At 44.4% G+C, this 26,116-nt stretch carries 26 protein-coding genes; 25 read left to right on the top strand and 1 reads right to left on the bottom strand.

From position 1 onward, the window contains the following. The first annotated feature begins 98 nt into the window (after positions 1–98). The 9 genes from CZ434_RS12520 (at position 99) to wecB (ending at position 8,359) form a co-directional block, all read left to right on the top strand. Positions 99–656, top strand: coding sequence for a manganese efflux pump MntP (locus tag CZ434_RS12520; protein WP_077623455.1), 558 nt, complete (start codon positions 99–101; stop codon positions 654–656). Between the two features lie 155 nt (positions 657–811). Beyond that, complete coding sequence (locus CZ434_RS12515) at positions 812–1,420, top strand: low molecular weight protein arginine phosphatase (protein WP_077623454.1); 609 nt, start codon at positions 812–814, stop codon at positions 1,418–1,420. 120 nt (positions 1,421–1,540) lie between these two features. Next, positions 1,541–2,881, top strand: coding sequence for a methyl-accepting chemotaxis protein (locus tag CZ434_RS12510; RefSeq protein WP_077625177.1), 1,341 nt, complete (start codon positions 1,541–1,543; stop codon positions 2,879–2,881). Between the two features lie 4 nt (positions 2,882–2,885). Beyond that, complete coding sequence (rpiB, locus tag CZ434_RS12505; protein WP_077623453.1) at positions 2,886–3,326, top strand: ribose 5-phosphate isomerase B; 441 nt, start codon at positions 2,886–2,888, stop codon at positions 3,324–3,326. A gap of 42 nt (positions 3,327–3,368) precedes the next feature. Further along, positions 3,369–3,932 carry a TIGR01440 family protein gene (locus tag CZ434_RS12500; RefSeq protein WP_077623452.1) on the top strand — a complete coding sequence of 188 codons (564 nt, stop codon included), beginning with the start codon at positions 3,369–3,371 and terminating at the stop codon, positions 3,930–3,932. 82 nt (positions 3,933–4,014) lie between these two features. Then, positions 4,015–5,256 carry a serine hydroxymethyltransferase gene (locus tag CZ434_RS12495; RefSeq protein WP_077623451.1) on the top strand — a complete coding sequence of 414 codons (1,242 nt, stop codon included), beginning with the start codon at positions 4,015–4,017 and terminating at the stop codon, positions 5,254–5,256. A gap of 860 nt (positions 5,257–6,116) precedes the next feature. Further along, positions 6,117–6,362, top strand: coding sequence for a hypothetical protein (locus CZ434_RS12490; protein WP_077623450.1), 246 nt, complete (start codon positions 6,117–6,119; stop codon positions 6,360–6,362). A 185-nt stretch (positions 6,363–6,547) separates the two neighbouring features. Next, positions 6,548–7,177: a uracil phosphoribosyltransferase gene (upp, locus tag CZ434_RS12485; RefSeq protein ID WP_077623449.1), complete on the top strand. Its 630-nt coding sequence runs from the start codon at positions 6,548–6,550 to the stop codon at positions 7,175–7,177. A 30-nt stretch (positions 7,178–7,207) separates the two neighbouring features. Continuing rightward, positions 7,208–8,359 carry a non-hydrolyzing UDP-N-acetylglucosamine 2-epimerase gene (wecB, locus tag CZ434_RS12480; protein WP_077623448.1) on the top strand — a complete coding sequence of 384 codons (1,152 nt, stop codon included), beginning with the start codon at positions 7,208–7,210 and terminating at the stop codon, positions 8,357–8,359. A gap of 261 nt (positions 8,360–8,620) precedes the next feature. On the opposite strand, the gene CZ434_RS12475 is transcribed toward wecB, so the two are convergent. Further along, positions 8,621–9,355, bottom strand: coding sequence for a nuclease-related domain-containing protein (locus CZ434_RS12475; protein ID WP_077623447.1), 735 nt, complete (start codon positions 9,353–9,355; stop codon positions 8,621–8,623). Positions 9,356–10,268: 913 nt separating this feature from the next. Here CZ434_RS12475 and CZ434_RS12465 point away from each other — a divergent pair. From CZ434_RS12465 to CZ434_RS12390, 16 genes are all read left to right on the top strand, one after another. Then, complete coding sequence (locus CZ434_RS12465) at positions 10,269–12,455, top strand: S8 family serine peptidase (protein ID WP_095742921.1); 2,187 nt, start codon at positions 10,269–10,271, stop codon at positions 12,453–12,455. A gap of 521 nt (positions 12,456–12,976) precedes the next feature. Beyond that, positions 12,977–13,345 carry an ATP synthase subunit I gene (locus tag CZ434_RS12460; protein ID WP_077623445.1) on the top strand — a complete coding sequence of 123 codons (369 nt, stop codon included), beginning with the start codon at positions 12,977–12,979 and terminating at the stop codon, positions 13,343–13,345. 24 nt (positions 13,346–13,369) lie between these two features. Beyond that, the gene (atpB, locus tag CZ434_RS12455) at positions 13,370–14,095 is read left to right on the top strand and encodes a F0F1 ATP synthase subunit A (protein WP_077623444.1); all 726 of its coding nucleotides are present in this window, start codon (positions 13,370–13,372) and stop codon (positions 14,093–14,095) included. Between the two features lie 160 nt (positions 14,096–14,255). Continuing rightward, positions 14,256–14,462, top strand: a complete 207-nt coding sequence (atpE, locus tag CZ434_RS12450; protein WP_026570770.1) for a F0F1 ATP synthase subunit C — start codon at positions 14,256–14,258, stop codon at positions 14,460–14,462. Positions 14,463–14,728: 266 nt separating this feature from the next. Continuing rightward, positions 14,729–15,193 (top strand): F0F1 ATP synthase subunit B, encoded by a 465-nt coding sequence (atpF, locus tag CZ434_RS12445; RefSeq protein WP_077625175.1) that lies wholly within the window; start codon positions 14,729–14,731, stop codon positions 15,191–15,193. After that, positions 15,190–15,732: a F0F1 ATP synthase subunit delta gene (locus tag CZ434_RS12440; RefSeq protein ID WP_077623443.1), complete on the top strand. Its 543-nt coding sequence runs from the start codon at positions 15,190–15,192 to the stop codon at positions 15,730–15,732. The genes atpF and CZ434_RS12440 overlap by 4 nt, the downstream gene beginning before the upstream one ends. Before the next feature lie 22 nt (positions 15,733–15,754). Further along, a complete protein-coding gene (atpA, locus tag CZ434_RS12435) occupies positions 15,755–17,263 on the top strand; it encodes a F0F1 ATP synthase subunit alpha (protein WP_077623442.1) in 1,509 nt (502 codons plus the stop codon). A gap of 54 nt (positions 17,264–17,317) precedes the next feature. Beyond that, a complete protein-coding gene (atpG, locus tag CZ434_RS12430; RefSeq protein WP_077623441.1) occupies positions 17,318–18,178 on the top strand; it encodes an ATP synthase F1 subunit gamma in 861 nt (286 codons plus the stop codon). Positions 18,179–18,207: 29 nt separating this feature from the next. Next, positions 18,208–19,620 carry a F0F1 ATP synthase subunit beta gene (atpD, locus tag CZ434_RS12425; protein WP_077623440.1) on the top strand — a complete coding sequence of 471 codons (1,413 nt, stop codon included), beginning with the start codon at positions 18,208–18,210 and terminating at the stop codon, positions 19,618–19,620. Between the two features lie 102 nt (positions 19,621–19,722). Beyond that, positions 19,723–20,124 (top strand): F0F1 ATP synthase subunit epsilon, encoded by a 402-nt coding sequence (locus tag CZ434_RS12420; RefSeq protein ID WP_077623439.1) that lies wholly within the window; start codon positions 19,723–19,725, stop codon positions 20,122–20,124. A 486-nt stretch (positions 20,125–20,610) separates the two neighbouring features. Beyond that, complete coding sequence (locus CZ434_RS12415; protein ID WP_077623438.1) at positions 20,611–20,844, top strand: DUF1146 family protein; 234 nt, start codon at positions 20,611–20,613, stop codon at positions 20,842–20,844. Between the two features lie 131 nt (positions 20,845–20,975). Beyond that, positions 20,976–21,698 carry a YwmB family TATA-box binding protein gene (locus CZ434_RS12410; RefSeq protein ID WP_077623437.1) on the top strand — a complete coding sequence of 241 codons (723 nt, stop codon included), beginning with the start codon at positions 20,976–20,978 and terminating at the stop codon, positions 21,696–21,698. 33 nt (positions 21,699–21,731) lie between these two features. Then, a complete protein-coding gene (gene murA, locus CZ434_RS12405) occupies positions 21,732–23,042 on the top strand; it encodes a UDP-N-acetylglucosamine 1-carboxyvinyltransferase (protein WP_077623436.1) in 1,311 nt (436 codons plus the stop codon). Between the two features lie 349 nt (positions 23,043–23,391). Further along, the gene (locus CZ434_RS12400) at positions 23,392–24,216 is read left to right on the top strand and encodes a M55 family metallopeptidase (RefSeq protein ID WP_077623435.1); all 825 of its coding nucleotides are present in this window, start codon (positions 23,392–23,394) and stop codon (positions 24,214–24,216) included. Positions 24,217–24,226: 10 nt separating this feature from the next. Continuing rightward, positions 24,227–25,159 (top strand): ABC transporter permease, encoded by a 933-nt coding sequence (locus CZ434_RS12395; protein ID WP_077623434.1) that lies wholly within the window; start codon positions 24,227–24,229, stop codon positions 25,157–25,159. Between the two features lies 1 nt (position 25,160). Then, on the top strand, positions 25,161–26,114 hold the full coding sequence (locus tag CZ434_RS12390; protein ID WP_425442041.1) for an ABC transporter permease: 954 nt from the start codon (positions 25,161–25,163) through the stop codon (positions 26,112–26,114). Positions 26,115–26,116: the final 2 nt, after the last annotated feature.

Raw genomic sequence — 26,116 nt, 5'->3', positions numbered from 1 at the left:
GGAAAATAGCTTGGCCGGTTTTTGACTGTTAGGAAACATATAACTTGTCTCCTCCTCATATATTGATATAGCGATGACGGGGGAGAGGAGTTGGAAGGATGCCGGAAGGAGAAATTGCAGAATACATTTCCTTAGTGTTCATGGCGGCAGCATTAGGAATGGATGCTTTTTCCGTTGGCCTGGGAATGGGGATGCAGGCATTGAGGTTGAAACGGATTTTTTTAATAGGGGTTACGGTAGGTTTTTTTCATGTTGCCATGCCGTTCATCGGAATTGGTTTGGGCAAGTTTATTTCTACGAAAATGGAGAATTTCGCAATCCTTGCAGGCGGGCTGCTTTTGTTTGCATTGGGAGCCCAAATGTTGTTTTCGTCCTTCAACCATGAAAACAAGCAAGTCATCCGGCCGATAGGTATAGGACTTATTGTTTTTTCATTAAGTGTGAGTCTTGACAGCTTTTCCGTTGGGCTGAGTCTTGGCATGTCCGGGGTAAAAACCTTTCTGGCCCTTCTTTTGTTTGGACTGTTCAGTACTTTTTTAACCTGGTCGGGTCTCTTGTTGGGCAGAAAAGCCAGGGGGCTGATCGGTGTCTATAGTGAAATTCTTGGTGGAAGCATCCTGTGTGCCTTTGGATTGAAAATCATATTCGGTTATTGAAAACAGGCTGTCGTGCAGCCTGTTTTTTTATGAAGCTGGGAAAGTAAAAACATACAGCTTAAGATGGCTCGATTCTTTTCGGCACTAGGCGTATGTGATATAGTTTTTCTCAAAGAATAATAATACGGAAGCGGTTCATTATTGGAGGTTAATAAATGAAAATTTTGTTTGTATGTACTGGGAATACATGCCGGAGTCCGATGGCAGAAGCACTTCTGAAAAACAAACTGCCTGGTGCGGAGGTTCAGTCGGCCGGGATTTTTGCCGGAAAAGGACAGCGGGCATCCAAAAATACGCTGGACGTTCTAGGCATGAAGCAAATTCCCCTTGACCACCAATCCCAGCCGGTTACAGTCCAGCTGTTGAATTGGGCCGATTTGGTGCTGACGATGACAAGTCAGCATAAACAGTCATTAGCGATGCAATACCCTGCCTATCATGAAAAACTTTATACATTGAAAGAATATGTTCTTCAAGGAGACAAAGATACTTGGGAGCAGTTGAAGAAGGCTTATGCCGATTTGGAGGAAAAACGGGCCAGGTTTTTGAACGAAAATGGAAAAAAACTATCCCCGCACACTTTGGATGATAAGCTTCATCAGCACTTACAGGAGGAAATAAACACTATCCACAAGTTGGAGGCAAGCCTGCCGAATTATGACATTTCCGATCCGTTTGGCGGAAGTGTGAACACTTACCAGGAAACTTTAGACGAAATTGAAAAGTATATTGAACTGCTGGCAAAAAAGATAGACAATAGATAAAGATACAGTTTTCAAAAAATTCGACAATTCCAGCGCAGAATAGACATGAGAGAGGCTGGTAACGTCCTGGAGGTGTAGGGAGTGGTTCAGGGGAAACGGGGAAGCCTGCGTGTGAAGTTAATGGTGTTTACCACCTTGCTGGCAGTCATTACCTATTCGACAAGTGCTGTTTTTATTTATGTAGTTAATGATTATGTGAAAGAGTATTGGGCTGTATCAGAGGCCGTGTTTGTTATGGTTACCCTTCTGGCGGGTATTATCTGGTCCGGTATTCTGGCTTATTTTGCAGCAGGATTTATTATCAAGTCACTGACAAAACTGGAAGCCGCTGCTGTGAAGGTGGCAGAAGGAAACCTGAACGGGGAAGTGGATATCCCGAAATCGAAGGATGAAATTCAATCATTGGCACTTGCGTTTTCTTCCATGCTGTCCAGCATGAAGGAAATCATCTCGAAGATCGATAACAATTTTGAAAAGACCAATCAATCAGTGAAAAAGATTCAAACGGTTTCGGTGAATGCAGCAAAGCAGACAAATGATATTGAAGAAGCAATCCATCAGATTTCAGAAGGTGCGGAAAGCACCTCTACTGCTATCCAAATCACAGCGGAATCAATTGATTCGTCGACGAGGCTTGCGGAGCAAGTACAACAAAAAGCGAATATTTCTGAGCAAAAATCACAGGAAATGGTCCATAATCTGAACGAATCTACCAAAGTTATACATACACTCGTCTCAGGAATCCAATCATTTGCCCAAGAGCAAGAAGAGGCGTTGAAAGATGTCCATCGCCTGGAAGAGAATGCTAAAGAAATCGAAAAAATCACCGGAATGGTCGGAGAGATTTCGGAACAAACAAATTTATTGGCGTTGAATGCGTCAATAGAAGCCGCACGTGCTGGAGAACACGGAAAAGGATTCGCAGTGGTCGCCGACGAGGTGAGGAAGCTGGCGGATGAAAGCAAACAGGCCGTCCAGGGAATATCCCAGCTTGTCGGCAGTATTCAATCCGATGTTCAAAAGGTTGTCGTCACGATTGGCGGACAAGTGACTTTTGCCCGAAAGGAAGCATCTAAGGGAGAAGAAACAAACGAAGCAATCCAAGACATGGCAGTATCTATCAATGAAGTCGTTTCAGCGATTCAGGATATATCTGAGCATGTCACGGAACAGCTTAAATCCATTCATGCGACTTCGTTACAATCGCGAGAGGTTGCAGCTATAGCCGAAGAAACGTCGGCAAGTGCCCAGGAGATGAACAGCATGGTCCGGGAGCAGTCAGAAGTGATTAAAAGCGTTGAAGAACTGGCGACATCGCTTCAAAACCAGGCGGAAATATTGAAAAAAGAAATTCAACGTTTCAAAATGGAAGAAACTAATCCAGAACAAACGAAACGACAGGAACAACTAGATAGAAGTAAGACAATCGACATTCATACCAAACTGGAAAAAGGAGCGTAATGCAATGAAAGTTATCCTTGCCTCTGATCACGGCGGTGTTAATTTAAGAAAAGAAATCAGTGAACTTTTGGAAGAAATGAACATCGAATTTGAAGACATGGGTTGTGACTGTGAAACATCGGTGGATTATCCCGATTATGGCATCCCTGCTGCAGAACGTGTGGCAAATGGCGAGTTTGACAGAGGAATCCTTATTTGTGGGACAGGAATTGGCATGTCGATTTCCGCTAATAAGGTAAAAGGAATTCGTTGTGCACTCGTACACGATGTTTTTAGTGCAAAAGCAACCAGGGAACATAACGACTCCAACATGATTGCTATGGGGGAAAGAGTTATTGGACCGGGTCTTGCCAGAGAAATTGCCAAAACGTGGCTTGAAACGGAATTCCTAGCTGGACGTCATGCCAACAGAATCGGAAAAATAGCTGACTACGAAGAAGAATAGGGTCATAATTACCGAATTACCTAGCATGGGAGTGACAATTCGATGAGCGCGTTGAAAGAGGAAGTGGCTGCAATTGTGGATGAGTGGCTGACGAGCGGTTATTTAAAGTTTGGACAATTATTTGTCATTGGCTGTTCGACAAGCGAAGTTGCGGGTGAAAGAATCGGTACCTCTGGAAGTGAAGAGATTGCTGCCGTTATTTATGCTGAAATGGACCGGCTGAAAAAGGAAACGGGTGTTCAGCTGGCTTATCAGTGTTGCGAGCATCTTAACCGGTCCCTTGTAGTGGAAGCAGCTACGGCAAGGGAAAGGGGTTTGGAACAAGTTTCCGCTGTCCCAGTGCCAAAAGCTGGCGGATCGATGGCTGCTTACTCGTTCAAACAGTTTGAACAGCCGGTGCTGGTGGAACAAATCCAGGGCGATGCGGGCCTCGACATTGGCGAAACAATGATTGGCATGCACTTGAAGCATGTGGCCGTTCCACTTCGTTTTCGACAAAGGTATGCAGGACATGCCAGGGTGAATGGAGCGAGGACAAGGCCGAAGTTGATAGGCGGTGAACGTGCCCAGTATCCAAAAGGTGATGTCGGTGTTTTTTGCGATTGATTGTGATAGTATTTTAATTGGAATGTAAAAAGGCGAATTCCATTCAACTAATAAGATATCGAATAGGGGGATTTACACGGCAATGGAACATGTGAAACAAAACGACCAAGAGCTGTTTGAAGCAATTGAAAATGAAAGAAAGCGGCAAAACGATAAAATTGAGTTGATTGCATCCGAAAACTTTGTCTCCCAGGCTGTAATGGAGGCCCAGGGCTCTGTATTGACGAACAAATATGCGGAAGGCTATCCGGGCCGTCGTTACTACGGCGGGTGTGAATATGTTGATGTGGCAGAGAACCTTGCGCGGGATAGGGCCAAGCAATTGTTTGGTGCCGACCATGCCAACGTCCAACCGCATTCTGGGGCGCAGGCTAACATGGCTGTCTACTTTGCCGTGTTGGAAATGGGTGACACTGTACTCGGGATGAACTTGAGCCATGGTGGCCATTTGACCCACGGCAGTCCAGTTAATTTCAGTGGTAAGCTTTATAACTTTGTCGAATATGGCGTCGATAAAGAAACAGAACAACTTGATTATGAAGCAGTGTTGGAGAAAGCGAAAGAAGTACAACCAAAACTGATTGTTGCTGGAGCGAGTGCATATCCGAGACAAATCGACTTCCGGAAATTCCGTGAAATCGCCGATGAGGTGGGAGCTTATTTAATGGTCGATATGGCTCACATCGCCGGTTTGGTAGCAACAGGTCATCATGAAAACCCTGTTCCATATGCCGATTTTGTAACGACAACAACCCACAAAACGTTGAGAGGTCCAAGAGGCGGAATGATTCTATGCAAAGAAGAGTTTGCCAAAAAAATCGACAAATCTGTTTTCCCTGGCATGCAGGGCGGCCCGTTGATGCACGTAATTGCTGCAAAAGCAATGGCCTTTAAAGAAGCTCTTGACGGTGAATTCAAAAATTATTCCCAGCAGCTTGTCGACAATGCAAGACGTCTTGGCGAGGCTTTGCAAAAAGAGGGGGTTCGCCTCGTCTCAGGCGGAACGGACAACCACTTGTTGCTTCTTGATGTACGCGGCTTGAATCTTACCGGAAAAGTTGCTGAAGAAGCGTTGGACAGTGTCGGTTTGACAACAAACAAAAACACAATTCCTTTCGATCCTGAAAGCCCATTTGTCACCAGCGGAATTCGCATTGGAACTGCAGCCGTGACAAGCAGAGGCTTTGGACTGGAAGAAATGGACGAAATCGGAGCGATTATCGCATTTGCTCTGAAAAACCATGAAGACGAAAGCAAACTCGACGAAGCACGCGGGCGTGTAAAAGCTTTAACAGACAAATTCCCTTTGTATCAAAATCTATAAACAACCCTCAGACTTTTCCTGGCAGTAGCGATGCTGTCATGGAGAAGTCTTTTTTTACATTTGGATATTCTGTGATGTGATTGCTTGTCCTGATTGGTTGGGTTCAATTGAGGGGAACTGCGACATAGTGACAATTCATTCTAGGGAGACTTCCTCTCGTTCTGATTATAAATGACTGTATAGCCCCGCTGCGGCAGAACACTTCGCTTTCCATGGGCACGGCCTCAGCCTCCTCATCAGCAAAGGACGCTTCTTGCGGGGTCTTCAGACACGCGGGACTGCGATTACTCGCCCCAGCGAAGACCTTTCGCTGTTCCCATAGGACAAGGAAAGCTACGACAGCATCGCCTCGCACGAAGAAAATTGGTTTGTATTTTCGAGGAGTCTGCGTGTTCTGCCTTCGCTTTTAGATTTTTCCTGAATTTTGATTAGTGAATATCCCATGTTAAAAAAATTTAGGACCACTTCCCAGTTGATCAGAAATTCTATCCAAGCGAAGGAAAAATGCGAGACTCCAGTGGGAAAGGAACAGTCTGAAGATCCCGCAGGGGCGGTTTTTGCACCGAGGATAAGTAACGCTTCGACAGCGAGACATCGCACGCAGAAAATCGATTTGTATTTTCAAGGAAGCTGAAGCATTCCCCACGGAAAGCGAGTATTTTTCTGAAGCGCTGGCCTACCACTTAATCCGAAAAGGATGGTAGGAAGTCACATAAAAGTTACGTCGCAGTTTATGGTTTTTGAGTCAATAAGAATCATTTTAATGGGATTAATCCTAACGTAGTCATTTGTAGAATCTATCGGATGATTAAGCTCCTCCTTTTTTGGGTATACACAAGGCTAGGAGGGAATGAAGCGAAATGACAGGTAAAACAACGGTATCGATAGGCGGTGTCGTAGAAGGAGAGGGTGGAACATATAACTTTCATATAAAAGGTTATGATGCCATCCAACAAAGGGAATTCAATGATATTTTCATCTATGATGGGTTCATAGTCAGAGGCAAGCATATTGATCCAAGACAGGATCCTTTGTCAGAAGAATGCCGTTTACTTATTAAGCAAAAAATAATGGATATCGTGGACGAACAAGAATCAACTGAATAAATACTTATACCATCCATCATCCGCTGTGGTGATGGATTTTCCATGGATGAAGATAGAAGAAAAAAGGATACTATGAAAGAAGAGTATTTAAATAATCGACAAAATCTGCTGTCACCCTTGAAAGAAGCCCGCATTTTCAGTACAATTTTAAGGATGCAAAAATATCTATAAGGAGTGATCGGACCGTGGGAAAAGTTTATGTACTGGATCATCCGTTAATTCAACACAAGTTAACTTACATAAGGAAAAAGAGCACAGGTACAAAGGAATTTCGTGAATTGGTCGATGAGGTAGCAGGGTTGATGGCCTTTGAAATCACAAGGGATTTGCCGGTCGAAGAAACTACCATCGAGACACCTGTTACAACTGCTAAAACGAAAACATTAAGCGGGAAGAAAATCGGACTTGTTCCTATTTTAAGAGCTGGATTGGGAATGGTAGATGGTATTTTAAGTCTGATTCCTGCCGCGAAGGTCGGCCATGTCGGGTTATACCGTGATCCAGAAACACTTAAGCCTGTAGAATACTATATCAAGCTTCCTTCAGATATTGAAGAACGTGAACTTATTGTAATTGACCCGATGCTTGCAACGGGAGGGTCTGCAAACGATGCAATCCATTCATTGAAGAAACGCGGGGCGAAGAACATTAAACTAATGTGCCTTGTCGGCGCGCCTGAAGGGGTGGAAGTTATTCAAAATGAACATCCGGATGTGGATATCTACCTTGCAGCCCTGGATGAAAAATTAGACGAAAAAGGATACATTGTTCCAGGTCTTGGTGACGCTGGCGACCGGTTATTTGGGACAAAGTAACGATTCACTGGTTTTTAGGGAGGACTAAATATGGGGAATCCGATTAAAGTTATGGCTGTATTCGGGACGAGGCCGGAAGCTATCAAGATGGCTCCGCTTGTTCTGGAACTGAAAAAGCGACCGGATCAATTCGAGGTCATTGTTACAGTCACAGCCCAGCACAGGGAAATGCTTGATCAAGTGCTGAATATTTTTGGTATTACACCTGATTATGACCTGGACATCATGAAGACCCAGCAGTCCCTTGCACAAATTACAACCCGTGCGCTAGAAGGTCTGGACGACGTTTTCAAGGCCAGGCAGCCAGACATCGTCCTAGTCCATGGTGATACGACGACTACTTTTGCCGCATCTCTTGCTGCTTATTACAATCAGATAGCTGTCGGTCATATCGAAGCGGGTCTCCGTACTTGGGATAAGTATTCTCCTTATCCAGAGGAAATCAACAGGCAGATGACCGGTGTGATTGCTGACTTGCATTTTTCACCGACAGAACAGGCTAGACAAAATTTGATAGATGAGAATAAGCAGGAAGATACTATTTTTGTAACGGGAAACACTGCAATCGACGCCTTGAAAACCACAATTTCCGACCAATACAACAGTGAGGTGCTCGACGGACTTGACGGGAAACGATTAATTTTAATGACAGCCCACCGTCGTGAAAATCTTGGCAAAAATATGCAGCAGATGTTTAAGGCCATAAAACGCCTTGTCGAATCTCATGATGATATTCGTGTTATCTATCCTGTTCACTTGAATCCGGTGGTAAGAAAGACTGCTGATGAGATTCTTGGGAATGATGATCGTATCCAATTGATCGCTCCGCTTGGCGTTGTGGACTTTCACAATTTTGCAGCCCGCTCTCACTTGATTCTGACAGACTCAGGCGGAGTTCAGGAGGAAGCCCCATCTCTTGGTGTCCCTGTTCTTGTCCTGCGAAATACTACTGAACGCCCGGAAGGTATTCATGCCGGTACCCTTAAACTTGCCGGAACAGACGAAAATAATATATTTGCTTTAGCCGATCAGCTGTTATCAGACCCTGTTGAATACGACAAAATGGCCGAAGCTTCTAATCCATATGGCGATGGCCAGGCCTCAGCCCGTATAGCAGAAGCAATACGCTATTACTTCAAACAGCGTGATTACAGACCTGAAGGGTTTAAAGCAAAGAACTAAGGTGCTCCTGCCTCTGATGAGGCGGGAGTTTTTTTACGGGGAGAAAATATCGCCGGTCCTTCGTACTGCCTGTAGATTCCAAAGGCATGGAAGATAATATGTCGGTAGCTGTATGTTTGGAGGGTAGGTTAAGAAACTGACGGCATTTTATGTTGGTGATGGAATTTTGAAAGAGAAGCAAATAATCATATATTGCTTGAGTATGACTTGTTTTGGAACTTTTGTGACAAGTTTGGCAATACCAGTGACCACGATTTCTTTTCATAGGAAGAGAATCACAGAACGAACAGGATCTCCGGAAAGGAGCGCTTCCTTTGTAACATCATATTGGGCGAGGATATCAGTCTGCTTGGGAATGTTGGCATGTTTAATTGTTTCACCGATCTCCTTTAGTGAAGGTGGAATTTTGGAAGAGGCTTGCAGATACTGTTCGCATAAATAACCAATTCTATCGATAAGGTCTTCGGCGTGTACTATTTTACTGGTTATCTCTTTATCGGCTGTGTCTGTCTTGATGATAGTAGAGGGAAGGCTGATGACGATGAGGCTTTCAATTGGGAGGCTGGGAAGGTTGTTTTGTTGGAACAACCTGTATAAAAGTTCCTGCTGATATTGGACTTGGGCAAGCGGACTTCTGAAACCTTCTTCTTTATCCTCGGTTTTCCGGATCATCTGGTTGAATACTGTATCAAAAAACAAAGTTCCGGAAATGTTCTTCACTTCCGCGATGAGAATGAATTCCTTAGACAGTATCAATGTGTCTATCTGAAAATACATTGTCTGATACCTTAATCGAATATCATGTAAAATATAATAATGCTTGTTATCCAAGCGACGAAGGTGGTACTTTACATTTTGCTCGCCGCGAAAGCCTGCATAACGTCTGGCTAAGTCGGCTTGCATTTGGGCCCGCTTTGAATGCGATTTGGGTGTTCTTCTGTGGAGTGCTTCAAGCCTGCGGATATTTAATGGTAGTTCAGTATTCGGTTTATTCATGATAACCTCCTTTCTGAATAAACCTATTCGACTAAGCTTCTAAGATTCCTTCTTTGGTTAAGAGAGTGACTTTAGCTTGAAAAAGCGTTCATGATGACATTTAGGAACGGGTTTTCGGCTATAGTCAATCAGGTTATTCGTGTTTAAGTATGGTTATGAGTAGAAAACTAAAATTTTGCAATTGTTTTTTTTGAGCTTCTAGTAACCAGGCGGCGTCTGGATTTCCCCGTATGGCTGTGAATCTCCCCAAAGAGCGGTGAATCATTCCAAACAAAGGTAAAATCGCCCCAACATGCGACATAAACGCCCCGACAAACTGCTTAATCGCCCCAAAAGCGGCAATAATTTCCCCGCCCGCCGTTCCCTGTCTACTCGGGTCCAAGGCCGCTCCCAAGCAAAGTGAAAGGAAAAGCCGGTTTTCAGACAACCTAAATCGAGTGGGGATTTCCCCGTAATGGCCATGAATCTCCCCAAAGAGTGGTGAATCATTCCAACCAAAGACAAAATCGCCCTTACATGCGGCATAAACGCCCCGACAAACCGCTTAATCGCCCCAAACCCGGCACTAATCTCCCTGCCCGCCGTTCCCTGGTCCTGCTCAGATCCAAGGCCGCTCCCAAGCAAAGTGAAAGGAAAAGCCGGTTTTCAGACAGCCTAAATCGAGGGGGGATTTCCCCGTAATGGCCTGAATCTCCCCAAAGAGCGGTGAATCATTCCAACCAAAGGCAAAATCGCCCCATCATTCGGCATAAACGCCCCGACAAACTTCCTAATCGCCCCAAACCCGGCAATAATCTCCCCATCCCCGCCCGAACCCCGCACCCCGAACCCACCCACACCCACAGCGCCACAGTCCACGCATGAATTCCGGCTATCGGCAGATAATACTCATAAACGAGAAAGGGGAAATACGATGCGTAAATTAGTTATGGTGCTTTTTTTAGTCAATATCTGCCTATTACCTATTTCCCCTGTTGTGTACACTGCAGAAGAATCGGAAACAGAGCAGTCAGTCATCATCGAGGTGGAGGGAAACCCTGTTGAATATAAAGAATATATCGAGAAATATCATCCGTTCCTCGAGGTGATTCAGGTATATGACACCTTGTTTACAGGACTGGCCATCAAGGGGAAGGAGCATCAGCTCGACAAACTGGAAAACTTGGATTTTGTACAAAAAACATATCCTGTCCGGCTCTATCAGGCAACTATCGGAGAAAGTATTCCTTTTTTGAAGCAGGAAGAGAACGAGGAGGAAGCGTCGATTTCTTTTACAGGAAAAGGTGTGAAAGTAGGAGTGATCGATACGGGCATCGATTATAGTCACCCTGATTTGAGTTTGAACTATAAGGGTGGATACGATCTGGTCGACCTGGATGATGATCCGATGGAGACGACAGTCGACCAAGGTGAGCCCACTCTTCATGGTACGCATGTGGCGGGTATTATCGGGGCGAAAGGTCAAATGGAAGGGGTAGCACCGGAGGTCGAGTTGTATGGTTATCGTGCGCTCGGTCCGGGTGGCATGGGGACCTCTGTCCAAGTAATTGCGGCCATGGAAAAAGCGGTGAAAGATGGTATGGATATTCTGAACATGTCGCTTGGCAGCTCAATCAATGGTCCTGACTGGCCGACGAGTGTTGCGGTCAACCGGGCAATCGACCAAGGTGTATCCGTTGTAATCGCAAACGGAAATGAGGGGCCGGACAACTGGACAGTCGGTTCACCAGCAACTTCAGTCAAGGCAATTTCGGTTGGTGCATCGACTCCTCCTTTGAAAATTCCTTATTTATTCGATTCTTTTCAGGATAAGAGAATTGCTCTTTCTCCGTTGATGGGCTCTGTTCCGTGGGACTTGGAGAAGGATATGCCGATCATCCATGGCAGTTTTGATGGAAAACCGAACGGAGATGCCCGTGGCAAAATTGTCCTTCTGCAAAGAGGGAAAGTTCCTTTTGCTGAAAAAGCGAGAAGGGCAGAAGAAGCAGGAGCAGAAGCGGTTATTATTTACAATAACGAAAAAGGATCTTTCCCCGGTTCTGTAGTGGATGGGAAGAAACCTATTCAAATTCCTGTTGTTGCTGTGACGCGTGAGGACGGGGAATGGCTCATCGAGAACATTGCATCTAAAGATGGCTGGATTGATACGATATACGAGAATGAACAAGATCAGATGGCGGACTTCAGTTCGAGAGGTCCAGTGACCGTCAACTGGGACATCAAGCCTGAAATTGTGGCACCAGGAGCGGCTATTACCAGCACGGTGCCAGGAGGATACCAGGAACTGCAAGGGACCAGTATGGCCGCGCCTCATGTAGCAGGCGGCTTGGCACTCCTGAAACAGGCCCATCCTGACTGGAGCCATGACCAATTAAAAGGTGCGCTCTTGACTACAGCTCTTCCAATAAAAGATAAATCAGGCAAGCTTTATGACCCGATCGTACAGGGTATGGGGAGGATGCAAATCCAACAGGCAATCGAGACTGCGACAATCCTTCACAACCCGTTGATCACTTTTGGCAAAATCGACCAGTTCAAGCAAACCGCCACTTACTATTTAGAGGTTGAGAATACATCAGAAAATATTCAGGAGTATTACTTTGACATTCCTCACCAACAGCGAGGTCTTAGATGGCAGCTACCGGCCAGGTTCAATTTGGGTCCAGGTCAAAAAACTGTCGTGCCAATTAAGCTGTCGATCACAGGCTCTCTCCTCAAGGAAGGAATCCATCAAGGCTGGTTGACTATGCATAACGGGAATAAGGAGTTCAAGCTTCCTTATTTATTCATCAATAAAGGTGCCGATTATCCTAAGGCCATGGGAATGGAATTTGCGCTTAAGGCTTTTTCCGAGGACAAGTATGAATACAGAATGTATTTGCCGGAAGGAGCGGCAAAAGTGACTGTCGACTTATATAACCCGAAGACGCTTAGGTATGACCGGACCATCTTGGAATTAACAGATCAACCTGAAGGGATGGTGGAAGGAGAAGTCAACAAAAGGGATATAGGTAAAGGAGGTCAATATCTGGCCAACCTGACGATTGAAACAGAGGATGAGGAGCAATACAGTTACCCGACAGCTATATTTATCGAATGAAGACATCTTTATGAAGATGTCTTTCTTTATGAGCAGAATCAAACCTTTCTTACTGTCCATATCATTGTCAAAATATTGTCACAAAACTGTCGTATATTGACTTGGTTTTTCCCTTATAATCAGGCTAGGACAAGTGCATGGGATTTGAATATGTAAGTATTGCCATTTTTGTTTTTATCCTGTAAACCGATTGACATTGAAGTACCCCTATTGTATGCTAATTTAGTGTGGAATGATAAGGGTTACATTGTCTATTTGGAGCAAATCTTGTCGCTTGTTTATAACTGTGGAAATCCTGTATGATTGCTATACTGGATAACAAGGCATGTTGGAATATTTAAGGAAAAAGATGCGTCTTTATACAAATAAGACAAAATTTTTTTGCTCTTTATTAATTTAATTAATTTTGCCGAATTTCCACGAACCCGCTTAATTTCCGTCGTAGACGAATGCATAAGCAGGGGCCGTACATATTAGATGCATCCATTTTAAATGAACAGTTACAGGGGACGAAGACTTCTATGCAGCAATATGAAAAAATGATTACCCGCCAAAAAAAATGGATGTTCTACCTTCTTGCATTACTGGTACTAGGAGCTGGATTCACTCCATATCCGCGTATCTTCCTCGGACTACTCCTTGGAACGGTCATAAGCTTCTACAATCTATGGCTTATGCAGCGAAAGATTAAGCAGTTTGGACAAGCCGTAGTCGAACAACGCTCTACTCGTGGCATTGGTACATTTACGCGATTAGCTTCAGCAGCAGCAGCTGTCCTGATCGCCCTTCAATTCGAAGAATATTTCCACTTGATTTCCGTGATTATAGGATTAATGACAGCCTATGTTGTCATTATGATAGATTTTTTATTATTCAAGTCTCAAGACTAGCACTGGGAAGAGAGGTGAAGAATTTTGGATCATGAGAAACCTTTACTAGAGGACGTCTTTGGAATCGCTTGGTTGGATTTCAATATGTCCAACGTTTTGATGATCGCGATCGCATCTGCCATTGTATTTATCCTGGGGGTCGCTGCATCAAGATCACTGCAGATGAAGCCGACGGGTCTCCAAAATTTTATGGAATGGGTAGTCGATTTCGTAAAAGGCATTGTTGGAGATACGATGGACTGGAAGACAGGGAAGACATTTCTGCCTTTAGGTTTAACGTTGATCACTTATATTTTCATAAGCAACATGTTAGGTGTTGCCTTTATGTTTGTGGATAGTGAACATCATCTATGGTGGAAGTCTCCGACATCAGATGCAGGCATCACATTAACCCTGTCTACGATGGTAATAGTTTTGACCCATTATTATGGGATTAAACTAAAAGGTGTGAAAGAATACGGAAAAGATTATATCCGGCCTTTACCATTCTTGTTCCCGATTAAACTGCTGGAAGAGTTCTCGAATACGTTGACACTGGGTCTTCGTCTTTTCGGTAACATTTATGCAGGGGAAATTTTACTAGGCTTGCTTGCGGGTCTTACCGCTTCAGGTATAGGAGGATTTCTGGGAGGAGCAATACCGATGCTTGCTTGGCAAGGATTCAGCTTGTTCATCGGTGCTATCCAGGCATTCATTTTCACTATGTTGACAATGGTTTACATGTCTCACAAAGTGAGCGCCGACCATTAACAATATACTGGACAGTTCCCTCTATGGCAGTATTTCAAACCAGAAGGGAAACCGTCATAGTAAAACAGCTTTTCTCAGGTACACCTGAAACCGGGTAATTATCTGGGACTGATTAAAGGAATTAAATAAATTCATATATTTTAGAGGAGGATTTTTTATTATGGGAGCTTTAGCAGCTGCAATAGCGGTAGGATTGGCGGCACTTGGTGCTGGTATTGGTAACGGTTTGATTGTAAGTCGTACAGTGGAAGGAATCGCGCGTCAGCCAGAATTGCGCAGTGCCCTTCAAACTACAATGTTCATCGGTGTAGGTCTAGTAGAGGCAATGCCGATCATCGCCGTAGTTATCGCCCTTATCGTAATGTAACAATACTCGGTATATTTCTCCCTGTCAGAGACAGGGGGGAGTACCATAAATCTACGGACAGGCTTAAGCGCTGTCCGTAGATTCAGAATGAAAACTAAACATTCATGGCGAAGTCCACATAGCGGACTCTCGCCTTTGCTTTATCAAAAGAAGATTTTGGATTCATAACAGGGTTTGTTACAGAGAGACGAAAGGAGTGAATCGCTGTGCAATACGCAGGTTGGTTAATCATTAACGCTGGACCAGGTGGCCTTTTGATTGGAGATATGTTGACCCAGTTGTTCTTCTTTATCGTATTATTGCTCCTTCTACGCAAGTTTGCGTGGGGGCCATTGATGAATATCATGAAACAACGGGAAGACCATATCGCAAGCGAAATCGAAACTGCTGAACAAAACAGGGCAGAAGCAGAACGTGCATCGCGCGAAGCTGCTGAAGAGCTGAAGAAAACCAGACAAGAAGCCCAGACTATCATAGAAGATGCAAGACAAGCTGGCCAGAAACAGGAACAGCAGATCATAGAATCAGCACGTGAAGCGGCAGAACGCATCAAACTTTCTGCACAGGAAGATATTGAGCAGGAAAAACAAAAAGCGATCAAAGCGCTTCAAGATCAAGTCGCTACGTTGTCGGTACAAATTGCTAGCAAAGTTATTGAAAAACAGATCAGTGCCAAGGATCAAGAGGATCTGATCAATGAATACATTAAAGAGGTAGGAGAAGAGCGATGAGTGAAGCTATAGCAGCGAAACGATATGCGGATGCTCTTTTTCGACTGTCTGAACAAAAACAAGCGACGGACCAAATCGAGCAACAGCTTCGGATTGTCCTGGAAGTTTTTGAAGGAAATAAACAATTATTGCCTTTTCTGAAGCATCCGAAAGTTAGCAATGACAAAAAGAAACAGCTCATCCGCGAGACGTTTCACCATTTTTCGAAAGAAGTCATTAACACATTCCTTTTGCTTGTAGACAGGCACAGGGAAGAACTTATTCCGGCAATCATCGGCCATTATATTGACATGGAAAATGATGCTAAAGGGATTGCGGAAGCAAAGGTTTATACAACTCGTGAACTTTCTGTCGAGGAAAAGACACAGCTTTCTAACGTGTTTGCCAAAAAATTGAACAAATCTACGCTTAAAATCGACAACATCGTCGATCCTTCCATCATCGGCGGGGTCAAGCTTCGGATTGGCAACAGGATTTATGATGGAACGATCAGCGGTAAGTTGGAGCGTATCGAACGGAATTTAGTATCCGCGAAATAATTGAGGATAGGGGTGAAATGGCATGAGTATTAAAGCTGAAGAAATCAGTGCGCTGATCAGGCAGCAAATAGAAAATTATGAATCTGACATCGAAGTCAACGATGTTGGTACGGTTATCGAAATCGGTGACGGTATTGCTCGTGCACATGGACTTGACGATGTCATGGCTGGGGAATTGGTTGAGTTCTCCAATGGTGTCATGGGTATGGCGCAGAACTTGGAAGAGAGCAACGTAGGTATTGTTGTTCTTGGACCATATACAGAAATCCGTGAAGGCGATGAAGTCCGCCGGACAGGACGTATCATGCAGGTGCCAGTAGGGGAGGAACTACTTGGACGTGTAGTTAACCCGCTAGGACAGGCTATCGATGGGAAAGGTGCCATCGAAACCGGCAAAACACGCCCGATCGAATCACCGGCACCAGGTGTTATGGACCGTAAGTCCGTGCACGAACCATTGCAAACAGGAATCAAAGCTATCGACGCGCTTGTACCAATTGGACGTGGCCAGCGTGAGTTGATCATCGGTGACCGTCAGACTGGTAAAACAACAGTTGCTATCGACGCGATTTTGAACCAGAAAGACCAAGACATGATTTGTATTTATGTCGCAATCGGCCAAAAAGATTCTACGGTCCGCGGCACAGTAGAAACACTTCGCCGCCATGGTGCATTGGATTATACGATCGTTGTATCTGCGGGTGCATCCGAACCGGCGCCATTATTATACTTGGCTCCATATGCGGGTGTATCAATGGGTGAAGAATTCATGTATAACGGAAAGCACGTATTGGTTGTTTATGATGACCTATCGAAACAAGCGGCAGCATACCGTGAACTTTCCTTACTATTAAAGCGCCCGCCAGGCCGTGAAGCATTCCCTGGGGACGTATTCTACTTGCATTCACGCTTGTTGGAGCGTGCGGCTAAGTTAAGTGATGACAAAGGCGCAGGATCATTGACTGCACTTCCTTTCGTTGAAACACAAGCTGGCGATATTTCTGCATACATTCCGACAAACGTTATCTCCATCACAGATGGACAAATCTTCTTGCAGTCTGATTTGTTCTTCTCCGGTGTGCGTCCAGCGATCAACCCTGGTCTTTCCGTATCCCGTGTCGGTGGTTCCGCACAGGTTAAAGCAATGAAAAAAGTAGCCGGTACACTTCGTTTGGATTTGGCTTCTTTCCGTGAATTGGAATCATTTGCCCAGTTCGGATCAGACTTGGACAAGGCAACCCAGGCGAAATTGAACCGTGGTGCCCGTACTGTCGAAGTATTGAAGCAGGGCCTTCACAAGCCATTGAAAGTCGAAAACCAAGTAATGATTATTTATGCTTTGGTTAACGGATATATCGATGACATTCCGGTAGAAGACGTGACCCGCTTTGAAGCAGAATTCCATGAATGGCTTGGAAGCAACAAAGCAGACCTATTGAAAACGATTCGTGAGACCGGACAGCTTGCTGATGCAAGTGAAATGAACGGTGCCGTGGAAGAGTTCAAGAAGACGTTCGTTGCTTCGGAATAAACAGCAGATTGATCGAATCGATCGTAACCTTTGAAGAAAGGGTGGTGAAACGGCTTGGCATCACTTAGAGATATCCAGACGAGGATAAACTCGACCAAAAAGACGAAACAAATTACAAAAGCGATGCAGATGGTATCTGCTTCCAAAATGAACAAAGCAGAACAAAATGCAAAAGCTTTTGTGCCATATAGTGAGAAAATACAAGAAGTAGTTGCTAGTATTGCCAACGGGGATGATAATGCTGATCACCCAATGCTGAAACCTCGTGAAGTGAAAAAGACAGCTTACTTTGTCATCACTTCTGACCGGGGCCTGGCAGGGGCGTATAACAGCAGCATCCTGCGGTCCGTATATCGTACCATTCAAGAGAGGCATAATTCTCCTGAAGAATATACGGTAATTGCTGTCGGTCGAGTGGGCCGTGACTTCTTTAAAAAACGGGGAATGCCCGTTGCAAGAGAAATCATCGGGCTAGCCGACCAGCCTGACTTTGCCGATATCAAATCACTGACTTCGGAAACAGTCCAAATGTATGAAGATGAAGAAATCGATGAACTGATTCTTTATTATAATCATTATGTCAGTGCCATTTCACAAGAAGTTACCAATAAAAAGCTTTTACCGTTGACCAATATTGAAACCGACGGTAAGGCGCTCAGCACGTATGAGTATGAACCAGACCAGGAACAAATCTTGAAAGTGTTGCTGCCTCAATATGCTGAAAGCTTATTATATGGAGCTCTCTTGGATGGCAAGGCGAGTGAACACGCTGCACGGATGACCGCTATGCAAAGTGCGACAGACAATGCCAATGAATTGATCGATGATTTATCATTGTCTTATAACAGAGCGCGCCAAGCAGCAATCACACAGGAAATTACGGAAATTGTCGGTGGAGCGGCAGCGCAAGAGTAAGCTCCATTAGTAAGTAAGGAGGGAAATCGATGAGCAAAGGACGCGTTACCCAAATTATGGGACCTGTCGTGGACGTTAAATTCGAAAGCGGACAGCTTCCTGAAATATATAACGCATTGAGAGTCCAAACCGGATCTCAAGAGGAAAAGAATCCAGGCACAGAGTTAGTGCTGGAAGTTGCTTTGCACCTTGGCGATGACAGTGTTCGTACAATCGCAATGTCATCTACGGAAGGTGTTCAACGCGGAATCGACGTAATCGATACAGGTGCACCTATTTCAGTACCTGTAGGGGATGTGACGTTAGGCCGTGTGTTTAATGTATTAGGTGGAAATATTGACTTGGATGAGCCATTGGCTGAAAACAGCCGTCGTGACCCTATCCATCGTCAGTCGCCGCTATTTGAGAACCTGGCGACAGAAACAGAAATTCTTGAAACTGGAATCAAAGTTGTTGATTTGCTTGCCCCTTATATCAAGGGTGGTAAAATCGGTTTGTTTGGCGGTGCTGGAGTTGGTAAAACAGTACTTATCCAGGAACTTATCAATAACATAGCTCAAGAGCACGGCGGTATTTCCGTATTCGCAGGTGTTGGCGAGCGTACTCGTGAAGGAAATGACCTTTACTATGAAATGAAAGATTCAGGAGTTATCTCCAAAACAGCGATGGTATTCGGACAGATGAACGAACCGCCTGGAGCACGTATGCGTGTTGCCTTGACTGGTTTGACAATGGCTGAATATTTCCGTGACGAGCAAGGCCAGGATGTATTGTTGTTCATTGACAACATCTTCCGTTTTACCCAGGCAGGTTCTGAGGTATCAGCACTCTTGGGTCGTATGCCATCTGCCGTTGGTTACCAGCCGACATTGGCAACAGAGATGGGTCAGTTGCAAGAGCGGATTACTTCAACAGACAAAGGGTCTGTAACATCCATCCAGGCCATTTACGTGCCTGCCGATGACTACACTGACCCGGCGCCGGCAACGACATTTGCTCACTTGGATGCAACAACCAACTTGGATCGTAAATTATCTGAACAAGGTATTTATCCAGCCGTGGACCCATTAGCATCTACTTCTCGCGCATTGGACCCTGAAGTAGTCGGCCAGGAGCATTATGATGTCGCTCGTGAAGTGCAGCGTACATTGCAGCGCTATAAAGAGCTGCAGGACATCATCGCCATTCTTGGTATGGATGAATTGACAGACGAGGATAAATTGACTGTATCTCGTGCGCGTCGCATCCAGTTCTTCTTATCACAAAATTTCCACGTAGCCGAACAGTTCACTGGACAAAAAGGTTCTTATGTACCTGTCCAGGAAACAGTTAAAGGTTTCAAAGAAATTTTGGATGGAAAACACGACAACCTTCCAGAGGACGCGTTCCGCCTAGTGGGACGTATTGAAGAGGTAGTGGAAAAAGCACAATCAATGGAGTAAAAATACAAAGCAGGCAGAGCTGTGAACGTGAAGCTTTGCCTGCCAGCTTGAAAAAGTGAATGCCACAGGCATCGCTTCATTCCAGTCCAAGGAGGGGTTTCATTGAAAACACTAATTGTGAGTGTTGTCACTCCTGATGGGCCTGTAATGGAAGCTGAATATGAAATGGTTAGTTTAAAGGCGGAGAATGGGGAGCTGGGCATTCTGCCTGGGCACATTCCTCTCGTCGCACCTTTAAAGATCGGTGCTGTCCGTCTGAAAGGACAAGACGGTACGGATAAACTTGCTGTAAATGGAGGCTTTGTCGAGGTCAGGCCTGACAAAGTAACCATACTTGCTCAATCAGCTGAAAAACCTTCAGATATAGATGCCGAAAGGGCTCGTGAGGCAAAAAAACGTGCAGAGAGGCGCTTGGAAACTAAGCAGGACGATATTGACTTCCGAAGGGCTCAAAATTCGCTTAGACGTGCAATCAATCGTCTGGACGTCGTTGAAAACAGGTAAGGAGCTGCATGCAAGGCTCCAAAAGCTTACAAAAATTCAATAAATCAGACAACCTAACAAGGGGCTTTAGACCAGAAGGTTTAAAGCTCTTTCTATGTGAAGATGACACAAGTGAACAGGGAAAGAACATCACATCCTAATCCTTCTAACATTAAAACCCCGTTCGAATGACTTCCAGTGATGAACCTGCAGATATCCTGTATTATTCTGGAATAGAAAAAAACGATATTGTCGATATTACCCGGGAAATATCTTTCCCTGTCCGGTAAATTGCTAAACCCCTGTTCACCTTGTTCTTAGTGTCTATTTCAGTTGGTTTTTGTCCTTGACAATTTTTTGACAAGACCAAGGTTTTCCATGTTTAACAAGTGAAAAAAGAAGGTAATGAATACCAGATTGACGTCATACCGTTGACAATTCTTATTGTCCATGTCAATGTTTTACTAGTGAACAGACATAGAGACAAAAGAAAAGGTGTGATGTGAAGTGATGCAATCGCTTGGACAAGAAGCGCTTGTGAGCATGGTTTCCCATTTAATATTTATCATTATTACATGGAGAGTCTTGCAAGGTTTGAATTTGGATCCTCTTATTAGAAAAGGAAGAGTTTTCGAAGCAAATGTGTTACTAATTTTCTTGACGATAACGATTGGCACCAGTGTCAGCAGATTCTTTTTAGACTTCTTGAAATGGTCACAGCAAATGACCTTCCTTTTCTAAGAAGCAGAGCACAAGCCTAATGAAGTAAATTGTCTAAGATTGACGAGAAGTGAACCGTATGTTTTCGTTTCTCCCGTCAATACTTATGAAAGGGTACAAGCTACATTTCATAAGATAAGGGGAGAAATAAAATGAAGGTCCGGTTCATTCTCGTTACATTGTCACTTGCTATTATTTTTTCTTATAGTCATTTAACTGTTGCTTCATCTTTCGGAAAAGAAACCGAATTGGAAAAAATGCACGAGCTGATCAAGGCTGAAGGCCTTTCAGTGCAAAAGTGGGAATTAATTCTGAAAGAAAACGTGCAATTGGCCAATTATTCCATCTTGACAGCAAATCTGCATGAATATTTTCAAGGAGCAGAATTTCAAAGGGAAGAATCGGATAAGGCAGTAAAGTTTTTTTGGGAAGATGCCCATAAAACAAATGGAATCAACGAAACCTTTATAATGATTGTCCCGAAAGACAACCAGGAAATGATAGACCTTACTTATAAAATGGACGGGGCGGTATGGAACAAGCCTGCTCAATCTTATTACTCTAGTAAACTAGCACTAGTCATAAAAGACATTTTTACAGAAAATATGACAAAATTCTCTTGTGTTACAGCGTTGTCAAGTGATAAGATTAGTAGTGTTTATTTTTTTGAAAAAATCACCGAAAAATTAAATGTTCAAACACTAGATGAGATGCAGGAAAAAGACTTCAACGTCCTATCTGGATATACAGAACAGTGGAAAGAAGGAATACCCGGAGAGAATCTTTCCACGAATATACAGTTGGCTGCCCGGACCGGTCTGGGCGGACAGACTAGCATCACAATAGGAACACCTATCATACTGACTGAATATTAATATAGTGAAATTGGACGCAGAGGAGAATGAACAGTGGAAAAAATCATCGTCCGTGGTGGAAGGCAGCTGAATGGCACTGTGAAGGTGGAAGGTGCCAAGAATGCCGTACTGCCTGTCATCGCAGCAAGTATAATTGCAAGCGAAGGGAAAAGCATCATTCATGAAGTACCAGCTCTTGCAGATGTAGTAACGATCAAAGAAGTCCTTAGCCATATGAATGCTGATGTCAGCATTTCAAATAATACAGTAACTGTAGATGCATCAAACCAATTAAAGACAGAAGCTCCATTTGAATATGTTAGAAAAATGAGGGCGTCCGTCCTTGTATTAGGGCCATTGCTGGCTCGCTATGGCCATGCCAAAGTTGCCATGCCAGGCGGTTGTGCCATCGGTTCCCGTCCGATTGATTTACACTTGAAAGGCTTTGAAGCCATGGGTGCCAAAGTACACGTCGGAAACGGATTCGTAGAGGTCCATTCAGAAGGACGTTTACATGGCGCTAAAATTTATTTAGATATGCCTAGTGTCGGTGCTACAGAGAATATTATGATGGCTGCTGCACTTGCAGATGGAAGAACCATCTTGGAAAACTGTGCGAAAGAGCCGGAAATCGTCGACTTGGCTAATTACCTGAATAAAATGGGTGCCAGAGTTGTCGGTGCGGGTACAGAAACCATCCGCATTGATGGCGTCGAATCACTTCATGGTGTCGAGCATACCATTATTCCGGACCGGATTGAAGCAGGAACCTTCATGGTAGCTGCTGCAATTACAGGTGGTAACGTGTTAGTGCAAGGTGCTGAACTTGAGCATATGCGCTCCCTCGTTTCCAAAATGGAAGAAATGGGCGTCTATATTGAAGAAGAAAATGACGGTGTCAGAGTCATCGGTCCAAAAAAATTAAAAGCAACAGATATTAAAACACTTCCGCATCCCGGCTTTCCAACGGATATGCAATCACAGATGATGGCATTGATGCTTAGAGCAGAAGGTACGAGCGTCATCACGGAAACCGTTTTTGAAAATCGGTTCATGCACGTCGAAGAATTCCGCCGGATGAATGCAAAGCTGAAAATCGAAGGCAGAAGCGTGATCGTTGAAGGACCGACCCAACTGCAAGGAGCCGAAGTGGCTGCCACTGATTTAAGAGCAGGTGCTGCGCTTATATTAGCAGGGCTTACAGCAGAAGGATATACACGTGTCACAGAGCTTAAACACATCGACAGAGGTTATGTTGACCTAGCAGGCAAATTTGCTTCCCTGGGAGCTAATATTGAACGAGTAAACGATGAAGGAGAAGTAGTGCTCGACTCCGAACAACTTCAGCACACTTCTATATCTTAATAAAATACACCCAAACCCCCAACCAGCAACCGGACAACAACCGGCTGCTGGTTTTTTAAATTGAACCCCAACCCAGTCGGACTTACAATAAATAAGGATGGAAGGAATCCACACTGAGAGTTGTGTCGCAGTTTCCCTCAATACTGTTTTAATAGTAACCTGTTATCAATTCCCTCAGAAGAAGAAATAACATCCCCATATATCTCACGATTCAAATGAGCACAGCATACCATCAAAACAGGTAATATTACCTATAATAATTTTGACAATTGAAAAATGTCTGAATTGTGATAAAATTGTAATATAATTTTTACAATAACATATACTTCCAGAAGGAGCCGCTAAGTCTATGAAACTATATTTATCAGTAGATATGGAAGGAATCACCGGACTGCCTGACCATACCTTTGTCGACTCGGACAAGCATAATTACGACAGGGGCAGGCGGATTATGACAAAGGAGACTAACCACGTAATCAGTGCAGCATACCAATTTGGCTGTGACGAGGTACTGGTCAATGATAGCCATTCGAAGATGAATAACCTGTTGATTGAGGAGCTCCACCCCGATGCATTGTTGATTACCGGCGATGTAAAACCTTTTTCAATGGTTCAAAGTCTCGATGATACTTATACAGGTGCCATGTTCCTCGGTTATCATGCCCGTGCTGCACAGTTCGGAGTAATGTCGCATTCGATGATTTTCGGAGTGCGGAATTTTTACATAGACGACAAGCCAGTCGGAGAACTAGGTCTGAATGCATATGTTGCCGGTCATTACGGAGTACCGGTCCTCATGGTTGCAGGAGACGATCAGGCATGCAGAGAAGCACAGAAACTCATTCCCAACATAACTACAGCACCGGTCAAACAAACAATATCGAGATCCGCAGTCAAGAGCCTTACACCATCCAAAGCAGGAGAATTACTTCACACACAGACAACGAAAGCATTGGAAAATCGCAGTAAAGTCGATCCATTAGTCCCGCCAAAACAACCTACCTTAAGAATTGAATTTACAAACTATGGAGAAGCCGAATGGGCCAGTCTGATGCCCGGAACAGAGTTGGAACCGAACAGCACCACAGTCAAATTTAAAGCCAAAGACATCCTGGAAGCATACAAAGCAATGCTCGTGATGACTGAGTTGGCGATGCATACGACATTCAGTTAGGAGTGGAGCAATGGTAAATTACATCTTGAAACGGTTTATGATTATGGTTGTGACAATTTTGATCATTGTTACATTGACGTTTATTTTGATGCATGCTATTCCGGGTTCCCCATTTAATGAGGAAAGGGGAACGAGTGAAGCCGTCCAGGCCAACTTAATGTCCCACTATCATTTGGATGAGCCATTATATGTGCAGTATCTGATTTACTTAAAATCAATTGTTACCTTCGATTTTGGACCATCGATTAAACAGCCCACCTCAACCGTAAATGATTTGCTTGGCAGGGGTTTCCCTATATCTCTGGAATTAGGACTCGTGTCGATAATTGTTGCAGTTCTTTCCGGAATACTGCTTGGAATCATAGCGGCATTAAGACACAACGGGTTTATTGACTATTTTGCGATGACGCTTGCCGTTTTGGGAATATCCATCCCTAACTTTATTCTTGCCACACAATTGATCCAAACCTTTGCCGTCAATCTGAATATCCTCCCGGCGGCGACATGGTCCAGTCCGAAACATATGGTCCTGCCGGTGATAGCTCTTGCCACCGGACCGATGGCCATAATAGCCAGATTGACAAGGTCGAGCATGTTGGAGGTGTTGACACAGGATTATATCAAAATGGCCAGAGCCAAGGGACTGTCGCCGTATAAAATTGTCTTCAAGCACGCCCTTCGGAATGCCCTGATGCCGGTTGTTACTATTTTAGGCACGCTGCTGGCCGGAATACTGACTGGTACATTTGTACTGGAGAAGATTTTTGCAATACCGGGGATGGGCAAATATTTCGTTGAAAGCATCAACAACAGGGATTATCCAGTCATTATGGGAACAACCGTTTTTTACAGTACATTCCTCATCTTGATGTTGTTCTTGGTTGATGTGGCATACGGCCTCTTGGACCCACGAATAAAACTGCATAAGAAGGAGGCGGAATAACGTGAGTTTGGCAGAGAAGAAAGCCCGTCAGCAATCGCCACCCATACCAGATGAATGGTTCCGGCCACTGGACAAAAAGGAAAAGAACGCAGAAAAAGTGTCCAGGCCCTCATTATCCTATTGGAAGGATGCCTGGCAGCGACTGAGAAAAAACAAACTTGCCATGTCAGGGCTGGTATTTTTAATACTGCTGGCATTGATGGCCATCTTTGGCCCCATCTTTTCCCCACATTCAGTCAGGGAAATCAATCTTCCAAATCAAAATTTAGCACCTTCAGCTACCCATTGGTTTGGTACAGATGAGCTTGGCCGCGATGTTTTCACAAGAACGTGGTACGGAGCGAGGATATCCTTATTCGTCGGCTTGATGGCCGCCTTGATCGATTTCTTTGTAGGCGTAATTTACGGAGGGATTGCCGGATACAAAGGCGGCCGCACGGACAGCATTATGATGCGGATCATTGAAATTCTGTACGGCCTTCCGTATTTGTTAGTGGTCATCCTGCTTCTCGTCGTAATGGGCCCAAGTCTCACCACAATCATCGTTGCATTATGTGTGACCGGATGGGTCGGGATGGCAAGGATTGTCCGGGGACAAGTATTGCAATTGAAAAACTATGAATTTGTGCTGGCTTCCCAGTCATTCGGTGCAAAAACCAGGAGGATTATCAGGAAGAACTTGTTGCCGAACACAATGGGACCAATCATCGTCCAGATGACATTGACAGTTCCGACAGCCATTTTTGCAGAAGCTTTCTTGAGCTTTTTGGGACTTGGTATCCAGGCACCATATGCCAGCTGGGGAGTAATGGCCAATGATGCACTTCCGACGATTCTCTCAGGAGATTGGTGGAGATTGTTCTTTCCGGCATTCTTTATTTCAGTAACCATGTTTGCGTTTAATGTATTAGGAGACGGACTTCAAGATGCGCTGGATCCGAAGCTCAGGGAGTGACA

The sequence above is a fragment of the Sediminibacillus massiliensis genome (assembly GCF_900156915.1).
Taxonomy (GTDB): domain Bacteria; phylum Bacillota; class Bacilli; order Bacillales; family Amphibacillaceae; genus Sediminibacillus_A; species Sediminibacillus_A massiliensis.
The sequence above is the reverse complement of the archived record's forward strand: the minus strand, read 5'-3'. Positions and strand labels throughout refer to the sequence as shown.

Bases quoted from the DNA above. Each gene is read 5' to 3' on its own strand.
- CZ434_RS12460 (WP_077623445.1), top strand. From the start codon at position 12,977: ATGCAGCAATATGAAAAAATGATTACCCGCCAAAAAAAATGGATGTTC.
- CZ434_RS12475 (WP_077623447.1), bottom strand. From the start codon at position 9,355: ATGAATAAACCGAATACTGAACTACCATTAAATATCCGCAGGCTTGAA.
- CZ434_RS12520 (WP_077623455.1), top strand. From the start codon at position 99: ATGCCGGAAGGAGAAATTGCAGAATACATTTCCTTAGTGTTCATGGCG.
- CZ434_RS12465 (WP_095742921.1), top strand. From the start codon at position 10,269: ATGCGTAAATTAGTTATGGTGCTTTTTTTAGTCAATATCTGCCTATTA.
- atpE (WP_026570770.1), top strand. From the start codon at position 14,256: ATGGGAGCTTTAGCAGCTGCAATAGCGGTAGGATTGGCGGCACTTGGT.
- wecB (WP_077623448.1), top strand. From the start codon at position 7,208: ATGGGGAATCCGATTAAAGTTATGGCTGTATTCGGGACGAGGCCGGAA.
- atpA (WP_077623442.1), top strand. From the start codon at position 15,755: ATGAGTATTAAAGCTGAAGAAATCAGTGCGCTGATCAGGCAGCAAATA.
- atpF (WP_077625175.1), top strand. From the start codon at position 14,729: ATGTTGACCCAGTTGTTCTTCTTTATCGTATTATTGCTCCTTCTACGC.
- CZ434_RS12440 (WP_077623443.1), top strand. From the start codon at position 15,190: ATGAGTGAAGCTATAGCAGCGAAACGATATGCGGATGCTCTTTTTCGA.
- CZ434_RS12510 (WP_077625177.1), top strand. From the start codon at position 1,541: ATGGTGTTTACCACCTTGCTGGCAGTCATTACCTATTCGACAAGTGCT.
- CZ434_RS12410 (WP_077623437.1), top strand. From the start codon at position 20,976: ATGAAGGTCCGGTTCATTCTCGTTACATTGTCACTTGCTATTATTTTT.
- rpiB (WP_077623453.1), top strand. From the start codon at position 2,886: ATGAAAGTTATCCTTGCCTCTGATCACGGCGGTGTTAATTTAAGAAAA.
- CZ434_RS12500 (WP_077623452.1), top strand. From the start codon at position 3,369: ATGAGCGCGTTGAAAGAGGAAGTGGCTGCAATTGTGGATGAGTGGCTG.
- CZ434_RS12400 (WP_077623435.1), top strand. From the start codon at position 23,392: ATGAAACTATATTTATCAGTAGATATGGAAGGAATCACCGGACTGCCT.
- CZ434_RS12515 (WP_077623454.1), top strand. From the start codon at position 812: ATGAAAATTTTGTTTGTATGTACTGGGAATACATGCCGGAGTCCGATG.
- CZ434_RS12495 (WP_077623451.1), top strand. From the start codon at position 4,015: ATGGAACATGTGAAACAAAACGACCAAGAGCTGTTTGAAGCAATTGAA.
- CZ434_RS12395 (WP_077623434.1), top strand. From the start codon at position 24,227: ATGGTAAATTACATCTTGAAACGGTTTATGATTATGGTTGTGACAATT.
- atpD (WP_077623440.1), top strand. From the start codon at position 18,208: ATGAGCAAAGGACGCGTTACCCAAATTATGGGACCTGTCGTGGACGTT.
- CZ434_RS12490 (WP_077623450.1), top strand. From the start codon at position 6,117: ATGACAGGTAAAACAACGGTATCGATAGGCGGTGTCGTAGAAGGAGAG.